This is a genomic window from Bacillus sp. AFS001701, from assembly GCF_002559405.1.
GTDB lineage: Bacteria > Bacillota > Bacilli > Bacillales > Bacillaceae_G > Gottfriedia.
This window is the reverse complement of record NZ_NTZO01000090.1, coordinates 1-15615: the sequence shown is the minus strand read 5'-3', so window position 1 is coordinate 15615 and position 15615 is coordinate 1. Positions and strand designations below refer to the sequence as shown.

Sequence of the window (15615 nt, the reverse complement as noted above, 5' to 3'; positions counted from 1 at the left end):
GTTCCAAATTTTTTGTTTGTAAACAAAAATTTAATTAAGATTTGATATACTCTAAAAAACGAGAAATTATTTCTTTACTAATAACCTAGGGAGTATTAATGGAAACAATTATAAATTTTCTTTCTGATCATCTATTTCTTTCAATCGCTTTTAGTATTTTACTTAACATCTTAATTAGTATCATCGGTATCATACCAAGTGCGTTTTTAACAACTATTAATATTAGTCTTTTTGGATTTTTTGGAAGTATAATAATTGGTTTTATTGGAGAATCAATCGGGGCAGCCGTTTCGTTTTTGCTTTATCGTAAGGGCTTTATAAAGCTTGAAAAAATGAAAAAGATTCCTAATTTTATTCAGGCTTATCAGTTAAAGAATAATTTAAAATCCTTTATTTTAATCTTACTATTGCGCATTCTCCTTTTATCCCATCAAGTGTAGTAACTTTACTAGCTGCAATAGGTTCAATTAATTTTATTAACTTCTTTATCGCAAGTAGTATTGGGAAAATTCCATCTTTATTCCTTGAGGTATATTCAATGAATACTCTCTTAAAAATAGCTAATGTTCCTATACTGATCGCAGTTTTTTCGTTTCTTTGGCTTATTTTTTTCTTTTTCAAAAAGAAAAAGAAATAATTTTGCTTCTATTATAAAAAAATGCACTAAATCTGCACAATTATTAAGTACACTAGTCTTACTATATAGAGGAGAACTTCAATGAAAAAAATTTATCTATCTGCTGCATTATTATCATCATTCCTTTTAACAAGTGCATGTACAAATAATAATCCTGTTGAAAAATCAGATAACCTAAAAAAAGCTTCAGATCATACAAGTAAAGTGGAGCAAATTTCTTTAAATGATTCATTATATAAGAAATTAAATGATGTAAAAATCGAGCATATCCACGGTATTGGATACGTTGGAAATATAAAAGGACTTACAATTGCAACTCATTCTGGATTAAACATTTATTCAGATGGAAAGTGGTATACAACTAGTAAAAACCTAAATGATTATATGGGGTTTCAGGCTACCTCTGATGGATTTTATTCAAGTGGACATCCTGATCCAAAAAGTAATCTCAAAAATCCATTTGGAATCGTACGTAGTTTAGATGGTAATAAAACACTTGAAAAAATAGGTTTTTATGGAGAAACTGACTTTCATAATTTATCAGTCGGATACAATAGTAAAGCTATATTTTTATACAATGAAGAAAAAAACTCTAAGTTAGGTACAGGATTTTACTTCAGTAATGATTTAGGAAAGTCTTGGAAAAATGTAAAGGGCTCTGGGCTACCTGATACTTTAACATCTTTTTCTATTCACCCAGATGATCCTAATGAAATTGCAATGAACTCTCAAGAAGGAATTTATTATTCAACTAATGGTGGAGAAAGTTTTAGTCGTATCACACCTACCTTAAATATAACGTCATCAGTCCTATTAAAGGACAGCATAATTTATAGTTATATTAAAGATAACCAATCGTACCTTGAAGAATTAGACTTCTCGTCAAAGAAAACAAGAAGTATACCGATTCCTTATTTAAATGCTAAAAATATGATTATGTATATTGCCATTGATCAAAAAAATTCAAATAACATTTCGATTGCTACGATGGAAAGTAATGTTTATTCTTCAAACAATTTTGGAAAAGAATGGCTAGAAATCGTGAAACATTAATAAAATTAAATTCATCATATTTTCCCGTAATCCAGATATGAGAGGAAAATGTACTATGTATGGCTTCTATAAACCTCCCAACAATAAGAGATTTTCTTTTTTAATCTTGATTACCTGGTTTATTTTAATCCTATGCGCTTTTTTACTTAGTTTATTAAAAAATAGCTCTATTAAAATTAACTGGTGATTTCGGAAATAATAAAAGGCTGTCTAAATAGACAGCCTTTAGTAATGCATCTAAAATGATGAAAAATCCTTTTTTAAAACTCTACTGCTGGAGATGATTGACCTCCATTTTTTTGCAAAACCTTTAAGCCTGATCCTATGTCAGAAGCCAAAATATAGTTCCGGTCTACAAAAACTCCCCAAATATTTGCTCTGCTTGGGATATACACTCCTGTTTGTCGTGGTGATGCTGGGTCGGTGATATCAACTGTTCTTACTCCACCAGAATAATGCGAAAGATACAATGTATTACCATGCACCTTTGGATCATGAACAGTAGCCCCATTAGGAATTGTTTCTGTAAAATCAGTCCTAAATGTGCTTAATAGCTTAGGTTTTGTTTTATCTTTAATATCATAAATCATTGTATATCCATAAGCAGATTCGAATCCTTCTCTTGTTGGACCGAATACTTCTCTAGTCTCAACTAGTACAGTTCCGCCTTTAGCAAGATCCATGGAATGAGCTGCTCCTTGTACATTAGAAGCAAAGTCTGTTCTTCCGAGATATACAGGTTTTTTTGCATCACTTATATCTAAAATAATGGTTCCTAAATCCCAATAAGAAAGGAACGCTGTTTTTCCTGTTTCATCTGTTTTTACACTATGAGCAAATGCAACACGCTTTACTCCTTCTTTATCTGTCCAATTGTAACCATCATAATTTTCAGCAGTTACTTCTGAAATATAGTCACGTGGATTAAACTCAAATATCGTATTCGGATTAGTAGGATTTGATACATCAACAATAGATACATCCCTTTTTTTGCCATGTGAGTAATAGTCAGCATAGCAATCCGCTGTTAATACATAAAGATTATCACCTTGTTCAGTTAAATATAGTTCATGGGTACCCCTTGCTCCAGAAGAAGAGGATTCCCAAAAACCGAGCTTTTTAGGTTCACGGGGATTTGTTACATCATAAAGTACAACCCCCCCCTTTGAATTTGGATCATATTGATCCATCTTTTGAACACTTACAGCAGCTAAATCTCCTTTAAAGCTTTTAGTGTTCACCGATTTGACAATCACTTTTTCTTGCCAAGTACCTGGAATATCAGCAAAGGCTGAAACTTCAACAGGGTTAGTGGGATCCTTCAAATCAAAAACTCTAACACCTCCAGCTCCTCCATTAGCTCGGTGAGTACCTAAATAGGCAAACCCTTTATGAGCATACACGTCTCCTGTTGAGTTTTTTACACCCTCACGGATTTCTTTCAATGGAACAGCAGCCACTTCCTTGAGATTACCAGTATTCTTACTACCTTCAATCAATGGGACAGCCAATTCGACACCAGCTAGGTTATCGCCTTTTTCTACTCCTCCTCCAATTTCATCATGAGCTAATACAGAAGCTCCTCCACCCGAAAATACCAATGCTCCCGCCAATGCAGATGTCACAATTATTCTTCTTTTCAGTGTAATTCCTCCCTTTTGTAAAATTTTTACTATTCAATTATGTACTCGCTTCTAGGTATCACATAATAACTGTCAGAAAGAAAAGTTCAAAACTAGAATTATGTGTAATTTACATATTAAAGAATATTCTGTCATTTTTGTATACCCTAGATTTCCTATTGTTTCTACATAAAAAATACAATCTAATGTCACTATTTAATTTGTAAAATAATATTATTCTAGTCTAATTAAATTAGGGTAATTTTCCCATCCCTTGGAAAATATATACATTAGAGAACCTCAATAATTTCTAATATTATTCTAATATTTTTCTAATGTTCTTTATTAACTCCACTTTATAAAAAAGAATTAGCACCAAATATTACAAAAAAACTCTAATCACTTATTATATATAAGCAATCAGAGTCTTTTTTTCGAAATCAATACGTTGTTATTTTACTGGTGACAATTCTAACTCAGTTACCCATTTATGATTTTTTACTGTTTCTCCACCATCTGTTGGTTTAAAATCAATCATATAAACTGTCGTACGCTCTGCTGAGTAAATTGTTGCTTTTGCGCCTTTCATGCCTTCCATATGATCTGCATTTATCTTAGATAACTGAAACTAAATAGTGCAAAATTTAAAAAACGTATTATGAAAATTATGGTAAAATCATCTTATAATATACATTTTATAAAGAGGTTCAAATGAAAAGAATAATTATTTTTGTTGCTTCGATAGGGATTATTCTATTGCTAACTGCCTTTACTTTAGACCAAATCTTACCCCGATCATATCATCATTTGATTACGAGTAGCACAAATTTAGGAAATGAGAATGTTGATGGTTTGTTTGTAAATGATGACTTTTACAGCAAGAAAATATCGGAAAAATACGGGGAGAAAACGGAACAAAGTCGTGATGTTGAAAACTATGATTATTTTAAACTAAATAATGGAATTGAGGTAGCAGTAAATAACAAAGGTAAAATTACAAGATTTATTGTAACTGACAGTAATTTAAAAACTGCTAAAGGAATAAAAATTGGTGATGAAAAGAAGGCTATTGTACAAGCATATGGAGAAAATGACTATTTTCGCACAGAGCAAGGTGCAGATATTATCGGTTATGTAGATAAGAAAAGAAACATCTCCTTAGAATTTTGGTTGATCGATAACAAAATTAATATGTTTCGACTTGATGATAAATCAATGAAATAAAGCTAAGCAACTATGCTTAGCTTTTTTTAGTGATAATTGAGTTGTTGAAAGATAGATTAATTAATATGCTGTTTCACAAAATATTTTGATTGATAATCGTTATTTTCTCCACATTATCTGAACTACTTATACCGAGTATGATCTCCTTTTATTATTCATAGAATTATACCACTCTATATACTAGTTCTCTTTTTAAGCCCTCGAATTCTCTAATCCATTTATTCTGGCATATTCCCAGCATCTGGATTAGGGGTATAGATTGATTTAAAGTCAGTATATTTTACTTCTGAAACCATTCCAGCTGCGGCATGATGGAGATCATGACAATGAAACATCCAATTACCTGGATTATTTGCTTTGAAAGCTACAACATACTCTTCACCTGGTTTTAAATTTAGAGTATCTTTAATAATAGGCGCCCCAGAATAAGCTTTTCCATTTTTACTTAATACTTTGAAAAAGTGACCATGTAAATGCATCGGATGATCATCCATCATAGACGTATTTTTTAGTGTAACCTTAATTAAATCTCCTTTTTTTACATTCAATGGTTCTATATTTGGGAAGGTTTTTCCGTTAATCGTATATTTCATTTCATTCCCATCCATCTCAGTACCTAAATTCATTGAATAGCTTAAATTATATTTTGTATTTAAGTTAAGGTCACTTAAGCCTTTCTGTCCATAATTGGATAAATCTACACTAGGTAAACTTATAGAATTATTCGATACATCATTTGATTTGACATCATTTGAATATGCAATATAGGCTTTCATACCATTAATAGCGTCTTTTGTCCCATGTTCTTCAATCAACCATTTCCCACCCTTTTTATTTGCAGTAAATTCTATGTCGTAACGTTCTCCGGGTGCAATCGCTAATAATTGATTTTTAAGATCATTAGGTTTATTAATTGTTTGTCCATCTGTCGCGATGACTTTAAAGTCATGTCCATGAAGATGAATCTTATGAGTTAAATAACCCGCGTTAATTAATCGTAATCTTACACGGTCACCTTTATTTACTTTCAATTCCGGAATTAAATTTCCACTTTTACCGTTAATTGTAAAAACATCATAATCATTCATGCTATGATTCATCATCATCCCACCTGATGAATCGCCAGACATATCCATTGAATGACCATCTTTTTCTGATGAAGGATTTGTCATTGCATCTAATTGATTTGCAATCTCTTTCTTATTACTAACCCACTCATCTAACATAAGTGTATAATCTTTATCAAATTTTTTATTGTCTTCAACAACGAATGCGCCGTAAAGCCCTCGATCTAATTGATTTACAGAGTCTTGATGAGAATGGTACCAATATGTACCAACCTCATTTGCAGTAAACTCATACGTAAAAGATTTACCTGGTGCGATTGCGTCTTGTGTTACACCAGGAATTCCATCCATATTATTTGGTACTGGGTATCCATGCCAATGAATTGAAACAGATGCTGGTAATTCATTCTTTAAGGTTATTTTTACCTTGTCACCTTTTTTAACACGAATTTCTGGACCAGGAGCTGCACCGTTAAATGTCCAAACAGGTACAACAACACCATTTTTAAGTTTTTGCTTTCCAACCTTTGCTACAAGGGTTACTTTGGGACCTCGAATGATTTGTAGTGGCTTACCCTCTTTTAAACCCTTTAAATCTAATTTTGTATCTCCCTCTGCATTTCCACTTTTGTCATCCATTTTTGACATTTCATGTCCATTCATATTAGACATATCATGTCCATTCATTTTTAAATTAGAGCTTGAGCATGCTCCAAGTACAAGTACACTAGCAATAATAGCTGATCCAATTAAATACTTTTTCATAGAGTTTCCCCCTTTTCACACGTAGTGTATGATATGTTTGTGCAGATTTCGTGCAGAAACGTTGAAAAAAAAATGAAAAATCTCTAATAAATCTGCATAATTTCTGCAAAATTATATGATAACCTTAATGAAAAATTTAATGGGAGAGTAAACCAATGATTTCAATATTATTAGTTGATGATGAACCTAGAATGCTTGATTTACTTTCGCTCTATCTAATTCCTCTTAATTTTAATTGTACAAAAGCGCATTCAGGTGAAGAAGCAATTACAAAATTAACAGAGCATCCTTTTGACTTAGTTTTACTCGATGTCATGATGCCTAATATGGATGGATGGGAGACGTTAGAAAAAATAAGGGAATTTAGCAATGTTCCGATCATTATGGTGACAGCTCGTGATCAAAAAAGCGATATCGTTAAAGGACTAAAATATGGTTCAGATGATTATATTACAAAGCCATTTCATGAAGAGGAGCTTGTAGAAAGAATAAAAGCTATATTAAGAAGAACCTTGCCTAAAGAACGAATTAATTTTAATGGAATGGTGTGGGATCAACAAAAGCATCTTGTAACATACGAGGAAACTCCAATTACACTTACTCCAATTGAATTCTCACTACTTGGATTATTCCTAAGTAATTTAAATCAAGTATTCAGTAGAGATCATTTAATTCAAAAAGTGTGGGGATTTCAAACAATTACAGATGGACGAACAGTTGATTCGCATATCAGAAATTTAAGAGATAAACTAAGAAAAACCTCATTTCCAATAGATCAGTATTTATTGTCCGTTTACGGAGTTGGTTACAAATGGGTATCACACTAACATATTGATGGTGAATTATGATTAAAACTAAATCTATTTCTTTTAAATTAGGACTTTCTTTCTTACTTCTAACGATAATAATTGAAACACTATTATTTTCAATTCTTTATTTTTCATTAGTTAATACAAGAGTAAATGAAGAAATACGATCTTTAATTAACAGGGGTAACAGCCATCGTGATGTACTTGAGAAACATTTTACTGATGAAACAATAAAACATGTTGCTTTAATGGAATCTGAAGCTGATACAAAAGTAATTGTTCAATCAATAAGTGGTGAAGTATTAGGAAGTTCCCATCCATTAGATAAGGTAATGAGAGAACATTTAAATGTAAACAAATCTCATATTAACAAAAATGGAACAATTATTCATTCTGATTGGCGTCACGAAAATTATATTTCAACTATCAGTCCAATCACTGTTAATCAAAGTATTAAAGGCTATGTTTATATGTTTCAAAAAACTGAATCTATCCAGCACTTAATCCTTAGATTAAAGATAATCTTTATTATTACAATGATGGTGACTTTTATCATCACTTTGAGTGCAATCTTATATCTATCAGGTAGATTAACTCGTCCACTTATTAAAATGATTGAAGAAACAGACAAAATGGCTAAAGGTGATTTGTCTGTTTCACTTAATATCTCATCAAATGATGAAGTAAGTGAGCTTGCGGATGCGATTCAACATTTAGCATCTGAATTATCTTACATGAAAAATGAACGAAACGAATTTCTAGCGACTGTTGCACATGAATTAAGAACGCCTCTAACATTCATCCGAGGTTATGCAGATATAGCACAAAGAGATACATTAGATGAAAATGAAAGACAGGACTACTTAAAAATTATTAAAGAAGAGACCGATCGTATTACGGATCTCGTTCAAGAGTTATTACTCCTTGCACAAATCGAACAACATAGTTTTGCTATCAACAAAACAGAACAAAAAATTTGTAAACTTTTAGAAAGTACGAAAGAAAAACTTGCAGGGGTATTAATGGAAAAACATATTTCAATAACCTTACAATGTGATAGCGATTGTAAGGCAAATGTCGATATCCAAAGATTTAACCAAGTTTTACAAAATTTAATTATGAATTCATATCAATACGCTTATAGTCATTCAACAATCAAAATTAAAGTAAAAACCATCGATAACTTTATACAAATTTCAATTCAAGATCAAGGAGTAGGAATTCCTCCTGAAGATATCCCCCATATTTTTAAGCGTTTTTACCGAGTAGATAAATCAAGAACTAGGTCTACAGGTGGTACAGGATTGGGGTTAGCCATTGTCAAAGAAATTGTTGAGTTACACGGTGGTACTGTTTCTGTTGATAGCGAACAAAGTATTGGTACAACGTTCTTTATCAAATTACCAAAATAAATAAGTCAAATCGTTCTAATAAGAGTACTTAAGGTTGTTAACTATGACATGATTATTTTGATCACATTTTTGTAGTGCGACTGGTGTACCGATTGGCGATCCCCATCCTGGCCTATGAATGGACAAGAAAGGAATAAAAGGTTAATAAAGTATTGTTTGAGCGCTATATTCAGTCAACAAACTCTGCCTTGGCATGCGAATAGAGATTGTTTCTGGAGTCCAGCCTTCTTGGATCGCTAGATGATGAAAGACATGCAAAAATAAATAATTAGAGAACTAGTTAAATAAATATGTACCCTCTAGAGTAGATGCTAAAAAAAAGACTACATAAAGGGTACTTTTGTGTATAATTACGCTTGCATTAGTTGAATAAGGAATGTCATGAATTTTTCCATTAGTTCTTTTATTCATTTAACTAAATAATTAAATTAGTTTGTACTTAAAAGGTTTTAAACATTGGGGGAATAAAAATACATATGTTAGTACCAGCTAGTCTTACTTTAATTGCACTCTTATCTAGTTATATAATCTATTTTACGTTCAAAAAAAAACAAAAAATTACCTGCATGACAGGTATGATGATTAGCATGACAAACTCAATGATGACAAGCATTGCTTTAGGAACGATTTTAGGGACCTTCGCACATACAAAAGATTTAACCATCCCTACAATTGCATCGATTACATTTGGGATCATTATTGGCTATCTAAACGGAAGACCTGTTTCATTGATGGCTTCATTAGATGGCGTAACAGCAGCCATTATGGGTGGAATGATGGGATCCATGCTAGGTGTTATGCTTCAACCAAAATCCATAGATTTCATGTTGTATTTCATTGATATCTTATTTGTTTTTGTTTTCGTTATTCTAATTCGCTTAATCGGTGAGGAAACAAGCAAAAAGAAACAAGAAGCGCCAGTAAAAAAGCCATTAATTGCAAATCCAATTGTTTTAATCGTTTTATTGGTCTTTATGGGTGTATTTGTATTTGGGAAAAGCACGTTATTTGCAAGTGGTACAGAAGCACCTGAAGTAAAAGACATCCAATTCACACCAACAAGCAGTGACATTCAAACAATTAATGTATCTGTTTCAGGTTATACTCCGAATAATCTTGTCTTAAAAGCAGGAGAACCTGCCATTATTAATTTTAAAACACCAAAAGACGATGTTTGTGCAAGTATCATCTTATCAAAAGAACTTGACTTGAATCTATCTTTAAACAAAAATGCTGACAACTACGTCCATATTAAACCTTTAAAACCTGGCGTTTATCATTATGAATGCGGAATGGGTATGTTCAAAGGAACAATCACTGTAAAGTAAATCAACTATCTAACCCCTTTGAAAGAGGGGTTTTTTTTTATCTAAACTGCCATTAAGTTAATAAAAATAGAGATCCAATAAAATGGATGAATGGACTTTAATTTAAAAGTTAATATACTTTTCAGGATCCACAGCATTAGACTTAGATTGATTCCAAGCCCCCGCATGCAATTCAAAATGTAAGTGTTGCCCAAACGATTGGCCTGTATTTCCCATATAACCGATTTGTTGACCTTTTGAAACAGTTTGACCACTGCTTACATTATAGCTATTCATATGTGCATAAACAGTTGTAAACACTTTTCCATCTATATTATGAGATACAAAAACTACGTTTCCATAACTAGATGATTTGTATGCTCTAATTACAACTCCATCTGCAGCTGAAACAACAGGTACTGTACCTTTTTTTACAATGTCGATTCCGGCGTGCAATTCATTATCAAATGAACGATAGCCATATCCAGAAGAAATATAGCCATCTGCTGGTCTAGTAAAATTCCCACTATTAACTGCAGGTAAATTTACTGAATTCGATGCGCTTGTCCCATTTGAGTATCTTGGTTTATTCTTAGTAGCCTTCATTGCTTTCTCTTGTTCTTCAAGCAATTTTTCTTGTTCTTCTAAATTTAATACATCTTCTTCCTCATCATGTTGCTGTTGTTTTAATAAAGTTACTAATTTATTTTTTTCTTTCACTTTTATACTTAAGTCCTGATTAATTTCTTTTAAACGTATAACATCCTTTTCTAGTTTTTCTTCATTAGATAGAATATCTTCTTTCTTTTTTTCAACCATTTCAAGATCATCACGTTGAGCTTGCATGATAGCTTTATCCGCTTGCATTATCGTTCCAACAGCATTTATTCGTTGAACTAAATCGCTAAAACTGTTTGACCCAAAGATGATATCTATATATGAAATATTACCGCCAGACTTTTGAAGTGAACGCATTCTTTCATCTAAAATCTCTTTTCTTTGGTCAATTCGTTTTTGAATTTCTTTTATTTGCTTCTGTAACGTAACAATTTCTAATCTTGTCACTTTAATTTGTTTATCTTTTTCTTCTATCTTTTTATTAGTATTATTTATCGTTCTATCAATATCTTCAAGATCATTTAGAATTTGCTCTTGTTTTTTTTTCAATTCATCAATTTTCTTCTTTGATTCCTTTGTTCGTTTTTGTATAGTAACTTTCTTTTCTTCTATTTTATTAATCTCACTTTCAGCAAACGAAACAATTGGTAATGTTAGTACACATAAAGTGCTTGTCAATGCAACAACCGTCAACTTCTTTGTAAAATTCATTATGATTTACCTCTTTACTATTTATTTCTTAATCTTTGAACAGAAAATAAACTTTCTATATGTCGATCATGATTTCCAAATTAAATACATCTGCAGACAATTTAGAAACGCAAAGAATAATTGAAAGCAGTGTTAACTCTGTATCACGATTATTGGCAGAATAATCGGTATAAAATTAGGTAACAAATTAGTAATAAATGATCCTAACAATCCAATCCTTAATTTGACAATATCACCTACATTTCGACTTATCTTATTTTAATGATCAATAGTGAAGAAAATGTGCAGATTACAAGTCATTCATTTTACAATTGCTTTACAATAAATAACCTCAAACTATGAAGTAAGTTTCCTTCAGGACAACTTCATTAATTGAGATATAGTTTTAATCTATTTTTCATAATCCCTCGATAATTTCTTGATAATTCTGTGATACAATCATGTTTATTTACATTTGAAATGGAGAATATTTATGTTCAATTGGTCATACCAGTTAGTGGAATATTTTATGAATGTCTTTCGAGCTACACAATCCATACCGATCATTGCCTCATTTGTTTTAGGGATTGTTGCGACACTTGCACCTTGCCAAATTTCAGGAAACCTAAGTGCGCTAGCATTATTTTCAAGTAAATCTTTGCAAAGAAAAACCAGTTGGAAAGAAGTGCTCGGTTTTATTGGTGGAAAAATCGTTGCGTTTAGTTTACTTGGTTTAATTGTCTGGATATTCGGAAGAAAAATCTCACAATCATTTACGTTATTTTTTCCGTACTTTCGAAAAATGACTAGCCCATTAATTATTTTCACTGGGTTAATTATGATCGGGTACTTTAAATTTGGAAAAGTTATAAACTTTTTCCCTAAGAAACTGAAAAACTTAAAGTTAAACTCTTTGAATTCGTTTATTATGGGATTTTTTCTCTCACTCGGTTTTTGTCCAACAATGTTTTCGATTTTCTTTTTCTCCTTGATCCCTATGGCCCTTTCGTTAAAATATGGATTTATACTGCCAGTTTTATTTTCCTTAGGGACCTCAATTCCTATTATTATTTTTATTTATTTCCTTGATTCATTTGGATTAAGTGGTTTGTTCCTTAAGAAAAGTAGAAAAACTGGACAAGCAATTCAACTGATTTTTGGAGTCCTATTAATTCTTTTAGGAGTTTATGATTTTAGTATTTTCTGGATTGGTTAAAAGAAATATGAATGTTTTGGAAGGAATAAAAAGCTAATAAAATAAAGAAAAAAGGCACAAAGCATTAATTTGCTTGTGCCTTTTTTCTTGCCATCAGCTCGTTCGGATCAAATGGTTTTACCATATAATCATCTATTCTGATATTATAATATAAAGAATGACAATATCTGGAAATAATTCACTATGCATTTCTAAAACCTTCAAACAGTCATATGCAAACAAAACTAGATAGTCAATTTTTTCTACATTTAACTTTATCAATTCACAAAATATATGGATCATCTTCAATTACAAGTACTTTAACTTTGCTTGCTAATTTGTCGGCCTCCTAAACATACCTGATTTATAGTAGCATTTTTTTATGAACTGAAAGGGGAGAGAAATTGGATCAAAATAATTCGTATTCCTTTATGTATATTCCTAGCATCTTTATTATTATCAGCATGTGAAACGATGAGCCGAGAAGAAGTAATGCTAGATTCTAAGTCAACGGATTTATCTAAGGAGGTAATTGATGGCATTAGATTAGGAATGCCTTTTAATAGTATTAATCATTCTAAACATTTTGTTCCACACCCTGATAATAAACAATATACTTCATCTAGGAATTTCGACCAATATTGGAACGAACACGTTATTATAAGTGCTGATCGAAAAACAAGCGTTATTTTACAGGTTGGTATACTAGATGATAACAATCATTCTAGTACTGCTAAGGGTATTAATAATGAGATGCCTATTAAAAAAGTAATTTCAACATACGGAAGAAATTATTATAAATATGATGACAAAGATCAATCAATTCATCAAATTGGTTATGTGGACTTACAACATAATATAGAACTAATATTTACATACTCTAATGGAAAGGTTAAAACTTTTAATTTCAAATATGCATTTGATCGGTTGAAGTGGATAGAGTAATTCATCTTCAAGTCAACCAAACTAAAGTGTTAAGACATGGTTTCTATTTATAAGAAATGAACACATATAATAAAGACACAAATTAGTAAAAGTACTCAAAAGAGCGCTTTTACTAATTACAAATCTGATAACGCCAATAAGTCATTTCCCATTTACTTTTTCTGTTTTCCAATAATAATTGCTCAATACTTCTGCTAGCAAATCCACTGTGCGGTTTAGTTCAGTTAAAGTATTATCTACACCACCAATTTCAACTAAGAACGAATTTGGGGATAAGTCTTGATTATAGATTCCATTACCGTCATTATAATTTTTACTATATATACCTCTTGTTAACCCTTTATTGATTTTACTGATTTCAGTATTAATCTCTTTTGCAAATTCTAAGTTCTTTTTATAGTTCTTATTTTCTACACCTACAATAAAGAAAAGTTTTGCATATTTTTTTCCGTGTATGTCTATTGTGGTCGTTTCTTTTCTAGAATCATCTCTATGAATATCAATAAGAAAATTTAGATTTTTATCATGTGCCATGGCTTCTGTAACAATTTCTCTAGACATTTTATAAGATGATCCCCAACTCCAGTCTTTTTTAGCCAACTCATTACCAATATTTGTCTTATCACTTATTGCTCCAATTCCATTTGCTTCTAAATTCTTTTTTAATCTATCACCTAATAAACTCACATTTACTTTAGGGGAAGATGCTTGATTAGGTGTTTTAGCACCTGGAATAAGTGGTAAAAATGATTCCCAACTATGTGTATGGTAAATAAAAAATACATTCCGACCATTCGTAGTATATTTTGGTCTTTTAATTGGAGTAATTGGCTCATTAATTGGCTCGTTAACATCTGGATCTTGATTTATCTCTTTAATTGTTAAGTTAGATTCGATAGGTAAGTTTGTATACTCCGAATCTTCACCTGCAACTAATATATTATTCTCATACTTTTCCATACTTGGGATTCCATGTACTATCAAGCTCCTTGGATCATACAATCTAATATTTGTTACAAGTGAAAAAATGATATTCCCGATCGATTGTGTATTAACATTTGAATTGCCTGCAAAATTGAAATAGTGATTTTCTAATTCAAATGCTTTTATAAAGGTCTCATAACTCATCTTCTTAAACCATTGATTGATAGTATATGATTTTGCATTTTTCATTGAAGTCACAAAAAGACTGGATATTAAAAAGAATAAAACTATAATAACAATGAAAATGGCTATTATTCTTTTTAAGGTAACCGATTTAATAAAGATTGATTGATGTTTCACTGAATCACCTCAATGTAAGGATAATTTCAATTGATCATAAAACTTGAAGCAATTGCTCTAAACAATAATTTAAATTTCATCTATTTTCGCACCTTTCGTTTGTTTTCATTAAACATACTAAGTATTTATGCCCTTAGGTTTTTTCGATAGGCATTATCTAAAAACCTTTCCTAAAATGAAAGAACAGGTCGACATTTTATATAAGAGTTAAATTATTTATTTGAGAAAGTAATTCATATGAAAATCAATCTGTGCATATCATACTGAAACTCTATTAAAGCTCATTTTTAATTAAAATGTCCTTTTTAAATGTGCTTTAAATATTCACGATAATTCAGTCTTATAATGCTTTTTCCTTAATACAAGATAATAAGAAATACAAATGGACGATACACTTAACCAGAAAGTGAAATATCCAATGTTATCTTTATAAACATCTAAAACTCCATACCTTGGCATCATATTAAACAGATGATCTATCACATCATTGTGGAAAGTCCAAATAGCGGCCACAGCCAAATGCCATCCTTTAAAACGGTAGAAAGGTGAATATAATAATCCTTGTACTGCCATTGCAAAATGGGAAGCTATTAGCATATAACCCTGCCATGAGAGTTCTCCTGTTACAATTAGTTCTAATAAATTCATAGCAACCGCCCAAATACCATATTTAAATAAAGTGACAATTGCTAGCGCTTCCAACAACGGGTAATTTCTTCTAATTAAAAATCCGAAAATAACGATCATAAAAAAGAGACTTGCTGTTGGACTATCGGGTACAAATATAAGATATTTCAGTGGCGTATCTAACAATTGAGATCCATACCATAAAAATCCGTAAATTGTTCCAAAGGTGTTGACTAATAAAACACACCATAATATCCACCTTTGACTTAATAATTGAATAATTACTTTCATTATGAAATTCTCCTGTTCCTATAAATTTTTTATAAAAAATATCTTTTTTAAATTAGAATGAATCTGATC

Annotated in this window: 13 protein-coding genes and 1 pseudogene; 8 read left to right on the top strand and 6 right to left on the bottom strand. The window is 31.1% G+C overall.

Annotated features, from left to right (window positions below; genetic code table 11):
- Positions 1 to 98: 98 nt before the first annotated feature.
- Positions 99 to 440, top strand: a complete 342-nt coding sequence (locus tag CN514_RS07595; protein ID WP_098232080.1) for a hypothetical protein — start codon at positions 99 to 101, stop codon at positions 438 to 440.
- Between the two features lie 278 nt (positions 441 to 718).
- Positions 719 to 1690: a F510_1955 family glycosylhydrolase gene (locus tag CN514_RS07590; protein ID WP_098232079.1), complete on the top strand. Its 972-nt coding sequence runs from the start codon at positions 719 to 721 to the stop codon at positions 1688 to 1690.
- A 260-nt stretch (positions 1691 to 1950) separates the two neighbouring features.
- Here CN514_RS07590 and CN514_RS07585 read toward each other — a convergent pair whose 3' ends face one another.
- A complete protein-coding gene (locus CN514_RS07585; RefSeq protein ID WP_483295003.1) occupies positions 1951 to 3315 on the bottom strand; it encodes an LVIVD repeat-containing protein in 1365 nt (454 codons plus the stop codon).
- A gap of 448 nt (positions 3316 to 3763) precedes the next feature.
- A pseudogene (locus tag CN514_RS07580) lies at positions 3764 to 3925 on the bottom strand (YdhK family protein); the annotation flags it as partial.
- 98 nt (positions 3926 to 4023) lie between these two features.
- Between CN514_RS07580 and CN514_RS07575 the strand changes: the two are divergent.
- The gene (locus CN514_RS07575) at positions 4024 to 4536 is read left to right on the top strand and encodes a DUF1131 family protein (RefSeq protein ID WP_098232076.1); all 513 of its coding nucleotides are present in this window, start codon (positions 4024 to 4026) and stop codon (positions 4534 to 4536) included.
- Positions 4537 to 4754: 218 nt separating this feature from the next.
- Here the strand turns inward: CN514_RS07575 and CN514_RS07570 are convergent, their stop codons facing one another.
- Positions 4755 to 6368 carry a multicopper oxidase family protein gene (locus CN514_RS07570; protein WP_286141595.1) on the bottom strand — a complete coding sequence of 538 codons (1614 nt, stop codon included), beginning with the start codon at positions 6366 to 6368 and terminating at the stop codon, positions 4755 to 4757.
- Positions 6369 to 6523: 155 nt separating this feature from the next.
- On the opposite strand from CN514_RS07570, the gene CN514_RS07565 reads away from it, so the two are divergent.
- The 3 genes from CN514_RS07565 to CN514_RS07555 all read left to right on the top strand — a co-directional run bounded on the left by CN514_RS07565 (position 6524) and on the right by CN514_RS07555 (position 9917).
- Positions 6524 to 7195 (top strand): response regulator transcription factor, encoded by a 672-nt coding sequence (locus CN514_RS07565; RefSeq protein WP_098232075.1) that lies wholly within the window; start codon positions 6524 to 6526, stop codon positions 7193 to 7195.
- A 17-nt stretch (positions 7196 to 7212) separates the two neighbouring features.
- A complete protein-coding gene (locus CN514_RS07560; RefSeq protein ID WP_098232074.1) occupies positions 7213 to 8589 on the top strand; it encodes a sensor histidine kinase in 1377 nt (458 codons plus the stop codon).
- Positions 8590 to 9065: 476 nt separating this feature from the next.
- The gene (locus tag CN514_RS07555) at positions 9066 to 9917 is read left to right on the top strand and encodes a cupredoxin domain-containing protein (protein ID WP_098232073.1); all 852 of its coding nucleotides are present in this window, start codon (positions 9066 to 9068) and stop codon (positions 9915 to 9917) included.
- A gap of 102 nt (positions 9918 to 10019) precedes the next feature.
- Here CN514_RS07555 and CN514_RS07550 read toward each other — a convergent pair whose 3' ends face one another.
- Positions 10020 to 11225 carry a murein hydrolase activator EnvC family protein gene (locus tag CN514_RS07550; protein WP_098232072.1) on the bottom strand — a complete coding sequence of 402 codons (1206 nt, stop codon included), beginning with the start codon at positions 11223 to 11225 and terminating at the stop codon, positions 10020 to 10022.
- Positions 11226 to 11733: 508 nt separating this feature from the next.
- On the opposite strand from CN514_RS07550, the gene CN514_RS07545 reads away from it, so the two are divergent.
- Positions 11734 to 12420, top strand: a complete 687-nt coding sequence (locus CN514_RS07545; protein ID WP_286141594.1) for an urease accessory protein UreH domain-containing protein — start codon at positions 11734 to 11736, stop codon at positions 12418 to 12420.
- A gap of 453 nt (positions 12421 to 12873) precedes the next feature.
- Positions 12874 to 13344: a hypothetical protein gene (locus CN514_RS07540; protein ID WP_141529324.1), complete on the top strand. Its 471-nt coding sequence runs from the start codon at positions 12874 to 12876 to the stop codon at positions 13342 to 13344.
- Between the two features lie 141 nt (positions 13345 to 13485).
- Here the strand turns inward: CN514_RS07540 and spoIIP are convergent, their stop codons facing one another.
- Both spoIIP and lhaT read right to left on the bottom strand, forming a co-directional pair.
- Positions 13486 to 14628: a stage II sporulation protein P gene (gene spoIIP, locus CN514_RS07535; RefSeq protein WP_098232069.1), complete on the bottom strand. Its 1143-nt coding sequence runs from the start codon at positions 14626 to 14628 to the stop codon at positions 13486 to 13488.
- Positions 14629 to 14952: 324 nt separating this feature from the next.
- Positions 14953 to 15546 carry a lipoprotein heptaprenylglyceryl N-acetyltransferase LhaT gene (gene lhaT, locus CN514_RS07530; protein ID WP_098232068.1) on the bottom strand — a complete coding sequence of 198 codons (594 nt, stop codon included), beginning with the start codon at positions 15544 to 15546 and terminating at the stop codon, positions 14953 to 14955.
- Positions 15547 to 15615: the final 69 nt, after the last annotated feature.